Source organism: Paraburkholderia sp. (assembly GCF_049581445.1).
Taxonomy (GTDB): Bacteria; Pseudomonadota; Gammaproteobacteria; order Burkholderiales; family Burkholderiaceae; genus Paraburkholderia.
The window spans coordinates 1-6,525 of record NZ_JBAURZ010000327.1 but is presented as its reverse complement, the minus strand read 5'-3'; the positions used below and the strand labels follow the sequence as shown (position 1 = coordinate 6,525).

The 6,525-nt window shown below is 59.8% G+C and carries 7 protein-coding genes; 3 read left to right on the top strand and 4 right to left on the bottom strand.

Annotated elements, in window-relative coordinates:
• Positions 1-783: MFS transporter (locus tag WCA85_RS27240; protein ID WP_424067973.1), on the bottom strand; the 783-nt coding region annotated here is incomplete at its 3' end.
• 228 nt (positions 784-1,011) lie between these two features.
• Here WCA85_RS27240 and WCA85_RS27235 point away from each other — a divergent pair.
• The 3 genes from WCA85_RS27235 to WCA85_RS27225 all read left to right on the top strand — a co-directional run bounded on the left by WCA85_RS27235 (position 1,012) and on the right by WCA85_RS27225 (position 3,827).
• A complete protein-coding gene (locus WCA85_RS27235; RefSeq protein WP_424067972.1) occupies positions 1,012-1,686 on the top strand; it encodes a HugZ family protein in 675 nt (224 codons plus the stop codon).
• Between the two features lie 383 nt (positions 1,687-2,069).
• Entirely contained in the window at positions 2,070-2,369 is a 300-nt protein-coding gene (locus WCA85_RS27230; RefSeq protein ID WP_424067971.1) for an H-NS family nucleoid-associated regulatory protein, read from the top strand.
• Between the two features lie 246 nt (positions 2,370-2,615).
• Complete coding sequence (locus WCA85_RS27225; protein ID WP_424067970.1) at positions 2,616-3,827, top strand: cation diffusion facilitator family transporter; 1,212 nt, start codon at positions 2,616-2,618, stop codon at positions 3,825-3,827.
• A gap of 48 nt (positions 3,828-3,875) precedes the next feature.
• Here WCA85_RS27225 and WCA85_RS27220 read toward each other — a convergent pair whose 3' ends face one another.
• The 3 genes from WCA85_RS27220 to WCA85_RS27210 form a co-directional block, all read right to left on the bottom strand.
• Complete coding sequence (locus WCA85_RS27220; protein ID WP_424067974.1) at positions 3,876-4,334, bottom strand: Lrp/AsnC family transcriptional regulator; 459 nt, start codon at positions 4,332-4,334, stop codon at positions 3,876-3,878.
• Positions 4,335-4,423: 89 nt separating this feature from the next.
• A complete protein-coding gene (locus WCA85_RS27215) occupies positions 4,424-5,053 on the bottom strand; it encodes an exonuclease (RefSeq protein ID WP_424067969.1) in 630 nt (209 codons plus the stop codon).
• Positions 5,050-5,694, bottom strand: a complete 645-nt coding sequence (locus WCA85_RS27210) for an MBL fold metallo-hydrolase (RefSeq protein ID WP_424067968.1) — start codon at positions 5,692-5,694, stop codon at positions 5,050-5,052. Before WCA85_RS27210 ends, WCA85_RS27215 begins: the two co-directional genes overlap by 4 nt.
• Positions 5,695-6,525 lie beyond the last annotated feature (831 nt).

The following is a 6,525-nucleotide window of genomic DNA, read 5'->3' as shown; positions in this document are numbered from 1 at the left end:
TGCCAGCGCCGGCGTGGCAAGCACGACGTCGCGCATATAGACGGTTGCCCAGTCGTACATGGCGCCTTCGGCGATCAGCGCGACCAGTGCCGTCACCCCGAGCGCCCACAGCGCGGGGGAGCGCCAGCGGTTGGCCTTCGGCGTGGCAGCATCGGGATGTTCGTGATGCGGGACATGCGGCAAAACAGCAGGGCAAGCGATCAACAGGACGAGCGCAGCCAGCGCACCGGCGAGTGACAAATGCAAGGCGGGCGGCATGCCGCGCGACAGCAGTGCGCCGCCGACCGCCGCGCCAACCATCCCGCCCACGCTGAACATGCCATGCAGTGACGACATGATGGGCCAGCCAATGGCTTCTTCGACAGCGCTCGCTTCCGCGTTCATCGCCACGTCCAGTGTGGCCATTCCCGCGCCGAAGATGGCCAGCACGATCAGCAGCATCCAGTACGCGGGCACAATGAGGATCAGCGCAGCGCAGACCGACATTGTGAGTCCGCCGGCGAGGCATGCCCGGCGCGTGCCGACGCGGGCAATCCACGAAGCATTGGTCGCCATGGCGGTGATCGAGCCGCCCGCCACGGCGAACAAGGCAATGGACAGCATGGCCGGATTCAGATGGAAGCGGTCGCGCACGGTCGGTACGTGCACCCCCCAGGACGCATACATCATCCCGGCAACAAAGAACACCGCCATGGTCGCCAGACGCGCGCGGCGCAGCGAGGCGGCGGGCAGGTTACGGTGAGCAGCGGGAAGCGCGGACAAGTCGGGAGAGCGGTCAGACACGAAAATCTCGTTGGCGGGTCGCGTTGGCGGCATGCGGCAATTCGAACGCGTGACAGGAGAAAGCCGCCTGAAAGCGAAGCCCCGATTCTAACCAGGCAAGCCCGGTCCTGCAGGCTCGCGGTAAATTAATATCTTTGCGTACGCGCCCACCGTCCTGATTCATGACTGATGCGGCGTCGCGCCGGTTCGGCACGTGTCGGCTGACGTTTCGCTCTTCGAGGATGCCACTTGCATATTCCCGCCCACGCCCCGCTTCATCTTCTGCATCAGGCCGCATCTGGCACGCTTGCTACGCATTCGCGCCAGCCGGAGGGGTTCCCTTACCCGTCGATCTTGCCGTTCGCACCCGACGCGCGGCACCGCCCCACGATCCTCGTGAGCGGTCTTGCCGAACATACCCGTAACCTGCACGCCGATCCGCGCGCCGGATTCCTGATTGCGCACGCGCCCGACGGCGACGTCCTCAACGGCCAGCGGGTCACCTTGCTAGGCTCGTTCGAGAGACTTGCGGCCGCGCCCGAGGTGTCTGAGCGCTACCTGCGTTATCACCCGGACGCCGCGCGCTATCTGGCACTAGGCGACTTCGACTTCTGGGTGATGTCGCCGGAACGGTTGCGTTATATCGGTGGTTTTGGCGCGATGGGTTGGCTCAACGGGACTGATCTCGATCCGCTTGAACCGCTCGCATTCGAGGACGAAAAAGCATTGCTCGCATTCTTCGCGGAGCACCCGCGGCGTCCGAATCATCTTGAACTGGTGGGTGTGGACCGTTATGGCGCGGACCTGAAGACGCGCAGTATCCGTATGCGATTCGCATTTGAAGAACCGGTGCATGACGTCAAAGTCTTGCATTCCGCACTGGAAGATTGCATGGCGCGACATATGGACGCGCCGAAAGCGTAACTATTACGGGAAAACACTGAGATTTTTCGGTTGGAAAGCGCAGTATCGCTTTTTTACGGGTTGTTTACTTCGGAAGTTGTCATTTCATGAAATGTTCCGATCCAAAATTCATATTAATTTCCATAATTCGGGAATTCAGTTTCAAATTCAATAATTGACCGGTTCATTGTTCCGCGGCTTGCGAAAAAGATGTAAACGAACGGCGTAATATCTCCGCGGATTCTTGAAATTTTTTGAAACGAAAATTATTTAATTTAAGACTTCGGCTTTTCCCTACTTTCTATTTTGTGTTAATCTCGCTTGCAAATTCCGAGGCAGGAACATCTACAAACGGCGAGCTGGCTTAAGACCGGTAGCCATTTAACCAAACCACAAGGGAACCTATGTCTTCGTACAAGGAACTACTCGCACAGCGAGAGAAGCTGGAAAAGCAGATCGAAGAAGCAAAGTCGCGTGAATACGCGGAAGTGTTAAACGAGATCAAGCAGAAGATGGCTGACTACGGCATTACGCTGGCGGAACTGGGCGGCGGTCGTGGCAAGAATGTGAAGGTGGGCCGTCCGCGTGCTGGCGTTGCCCCCAAATACCGTGATCCGGATAGCGGCAGCACGTGGTCGGGCCGTGGCAAGCCGCCGCGTTGGATTGCCGGACAGGATCGCGAAAAGTTTCTGATCCAGCATTAATCGCTGCACCCCGACGGGCGCTTTCCGCCTACGGTCGGCCAAGAGAACCGCGCAACCAGAAGGTGCGCGGTTTTTTTACATGAGTTCATTGCTGCGCGTGCCTTTGACCCGAGACAGTGGCTATGCGAAATGCGAATACGTCCCGTTTAGATAAGCATCTGATTTAAAAGAGAATTTTAGGGGATTATGCGATTTGTCATGTGGCGACGGTTAGAATTTGAGGCATTGAAAATGCCACCTGCTCACATGTCTCCGACTCTCGCCAGCCAATCCTCAGAAAAACATCAGGTTGCGCGCAAAACGACATTCGTCAGTATTGCGCTCAATACGGTGTTGATGGCGCTGCAAATCGTCACTGGTGTGGTGGCTCATTCGCAGGCACTCGTCGCTGACGGCGTGCATTCGCTTGCCGACCTGGTTTCGGATTTTGTCGTACTGATCGCCAATCGGCATAGCGGTGCCAAACCGGATGCCGATCACAATTACGGCCACAGTCGATACGAGACCGTTGCATCACTATTTCTTGGTGCGCTGTTAATCGCTGTGGGGGTCGGCATGCTGTGGCGCGCCGGCACGCGCCTGGCCGATTTGCAGGATATTCCCGCAGTCCATATCAGTGCGCTTGCCGTGGCGTTGCTCGTCCTTGTTTCGAAAGAGACGTTATTCCGCTATATGCTGCGTGAAGCGCAACGGGTGCGTTCCGCCATGTTGATTGCGAATGCATGGCATGCGCGTTCGGATGCCGCTTCGTCACTGGTGGTGGCGATTGGCATTATTGGCAGTCTGGCAGGCGTGCGCCTGCTTGATCCGATTGCCGCGGCGATTGTCGGTTTCATGGTCGCGCGGATGGGCTGGACGTTCGGCTGGGACGCATTACAGGATTTATCCGACCGCGCGCTCGACGATGCCGCGGCCGACGACGTCCGCACGCTGCTGATGTCGACGCCCGGTGTGCGCGATGTTCACGAACTACGTACGCGCAAGATGGGCGACTTCGCCCTCGTCGATGCGCACATCCTGGTTGATCCGCTGATCTCTGTGTCGGAGGGGCATTACATTGCAGAGTCGGCGCGCTCGCGCGTGTTGACTGACAGTCGCGTGCTCGATGCGCTCATCCACGTCGACCCGGAAAACGATGCGCTGGCGCGACCGCCGGTAAACTTGCCCCCTCGCGAACGAGTGGTCGCCGAAATCGAGGCTGCGCTCGCCGGGCACGGCGAGCGCGTTGTGGCAGTTAATCTTCACTACTTGAGCACAGGGCTCGACGTCGAGGTTGTGCTGCCCGCGGATGCGCCCGACGCTCATGACAGCGACACGCAGCGCCTTGCGCGTCTCGATCTCGCGGCGTTGAAGGACACGCTTGGGGTTCGCCATCTGAGCGTGTCACGCGCAATGGACGGCGGCGCGGGGGCCGATGCGCCGCACTCAACCTTGGCAGCACCCCACGATCTCGTCTAGGACGAGTGCGGTCGCAATTCGATTCGCGCTCGTCAAGCGATCACCGTTTCACAGCGGCAACTGGGTATCGAACTTGATTTCCCGCAGAACCACGCTGGTACGAACTTGCGAGACCGCTGGAATCTTGAAGATGCGTTCGTGCAGGAAGCTGTCGTACGCCTTGATGTCGGGCGCAACAATCTTCAGGATGTAGTCGGACTCGCCCGTCGTGCTGTAGCACTCGGTCACTTCCGGGCAGGTGGAGATCTCCCGCTCGAACTGCTCGACGCCGCCTTCGGTGTGCCGGGTCAGAAGGATGTGCGCAAGCGCGCACACGTGCAGGCCGAGTTTTTCGCGATCGAGCAACGCGGTGTAGCGCTGGATCACACCCGATTGCTCCATGTCCTTGATCCGCCGCCAGCATGGGGTGCTAGACAGGCCGACCTGGTCGGAGATCTCTTGCACGGAACGGCGAGCGTCAAGCTGCAAAAGGCGCAGGATCTTTTGTGAGAACGTATCGAGTGTCAACTGCGCCTCCGTTGGCGTCGCCATGTTCCTTATGGTAGAGGCCGCGAAAACGAAACGCAATGCAAAACGGGTCAAACGAGGGAGATTACCTAATTTGCAGGTTTGACGGCGGCTTTTTGTCCTGTGCCGTCCCCATCTTCTTTTGCCGCCGCCATGGCGGCCTGCGTGACGCGCAACTCGGCCAGCATGTTGCAGAAGAGGGCTCCCTGCTCAATGGCGTCATCAAGCGCGACGTGGGTGTGCGGATGGTCGTCGAACCAGCGTTGCGGCAGGCGCGGCTTGATGTTCTTCCGGTACGGCAAGCCGGTCATGGCGAACGCGAGGGTCTTGATGTCGAGCGCGGACCATGAGAACGGGCAGCGCTCCGCAAAGCGCATCATGTACCAGAACATGTACGTGAAATCGAACCCGGCGGGCATGGCCACGAAGACAGGCTTGCCAGGCAGCGCCTCGACCCATTCCACGTAAGCCACCAACGCCTTGGCCGGTTGCTGCAGATCCTTGCGGCAGGCCGCCCAGGCTTCCGGCTGCGTCTTCCACCATGCTTCCTGCACCGGATGGGCGCTCGCCCCATCCAGCAACTCGAGGTTGGCGGAGAAAGTGCCAATCAGCTGCTTGTCTTCAGTGAACGCTGCGGACGCAAAACTGAGCATGGAATGCGGACCGGGGATCGGGCCGTCTGCTTCGACATCGGTACTGACATAGATTTCGGCGCTCATGCGCTCACCCCGTCTGCGACGTAGCGGTTCGTGCGGCGTTCAGCGCCGAACGTCGAGGTGGGGCCGTGACCCGGCACAAAGGTGACGTCGTCGCCGAGCGGCCACAGCTTTTCGCGGATGGAGCGGATCAGGTCGGCGTGGTTGCCGCGTGGGAAATCGGTGCGGCCGATCGAGCCGGCGAACAGGACGTCACCCACCAGTGCGAGGCGGTGCGCGCGGCTAAAGAAGATCACATGACCGGGCGTGTGCCCTGGGCAGTGATAGACCTCGAGCGTCTCTTCGCCGAACTGGATTGCGTCGCCGTTTTGCAACCAGCGGTCGGGTTCGAATGCCTGTGCGGCCGGAAAACCAAAGCGCGCACTTTGATCCGGCAGCATGTCGATCCAGAAACGTTCGTCGGGGTGCGGGCCTTCGATCGGCACGCCATAGTGATCCGCGATCGACTTGGCGCCAGCGCAGTGATCGATGTGGCCGTGCGTCAGAAACACCTTCTCCACCGATACCTTCTGGCGCGCAACCTCGCCCTGGATGAGTTCGAGATCGCCGCCCGGATCGACGATGGCGGCGCGTCCCGACGCCTCGCAAACGAGCAGCGAGCAGTTCTGCTGGAACGGCGTGACAGGGATCAAAGTGGCTTTCATGGAGGACGGTGCGCCGCTGCAAAAACGTTGATTGTACCGGCGAGGAGGGTGTCCCGCCGATATGCCGATTGGCTAGCGGCAATGCCCATTTTTGCATCAATAGTGAAAATTCATCAAAGTTATCAGGGCCTTGCCATCTTCCATTTAACTTTTGGGTATAATGGGTTCATGTGTACGGGAGACCGTACTGCCACAGGGTGATGCGTCCCTATGAAAAATGGGGCGCTGATCATCGTCAAGTAAGTGCCGTCGTTGTAGTTGACGGCAAATCCAGCATCGGATGCGTCCGATGCGCACGTCTCGTCCAGCCAGGTGCTACGCGCCTGCAACGGCTTTTCTGCCGTGACGCTGGGTGGGGCCTACGCCGCCGTTCCTGCGTGCCTTGTTGTTGGGGCGCAAGAACGTGATTGCCACGTTCGATGGCGGCTTGTGGGGTCTGGTCAGGCTGCCGGGGACAGGTTGCGCCAGACGTGAAAATTAACCGTGCGGTAGCGGCAGTATTGGCCGCGTGCGGGCTTCAGCGTACTGCGCTTTTCAGCGCGGCATGTGGTCGTTCGTTTTCCGCCGGAGTCGCAGCAACACGCAGCTATCGCGTGATGCGGCTCGACATTGTGATTGCACGTCTTATGAAAACTCGGTCAACCCGAAGTCTGGGGAGTCTTTTTGCCTTTTTAATGCTAGCCGGGTGCGCAGTGCCCCCGAACGCTGGGACTCAGGCAGGCAACCCCACGCCGCTCAGCACGGCGAGCGCGCAAGCTGGCGCCGCGAGCGCGGCTCCGCTGGCGTTCGGCAGTTCGCCTGCGGCAGCGTCTGACACGGCAGGCACCTCGC

Coding starts and splice junctions, on each gene's coding strand:
- WCA85_RS27225 (WP_424067970.1), top strand. CDS start 2,616: ATGTCTCCGACTCTCGCCAGCCAATCCTCAGAAAAACATCAGGTTGCG.
- WCA85_RS27230 (WP_424067971.1), top strand. CDS start 2,070: ATGTCTTCGTACAAGGAACTACTCGCACAGCGAGAGAAGCTGGAAAAG.
- WCA85_RS27215 (WP_424067969.1), bottom strand. CDS start 5,053: ATGAGCGCCGAAATCTATGTCAGTACCGATGTCGAAGCAGACGGCCCG.
- WCA85_RS27210 (WP_424067968.1), bottom strand. CDS start 5,694: ATGAAAGCCACTTTGATCCCTGTCACGCCGTTCCAGCAGAACTGCTCG.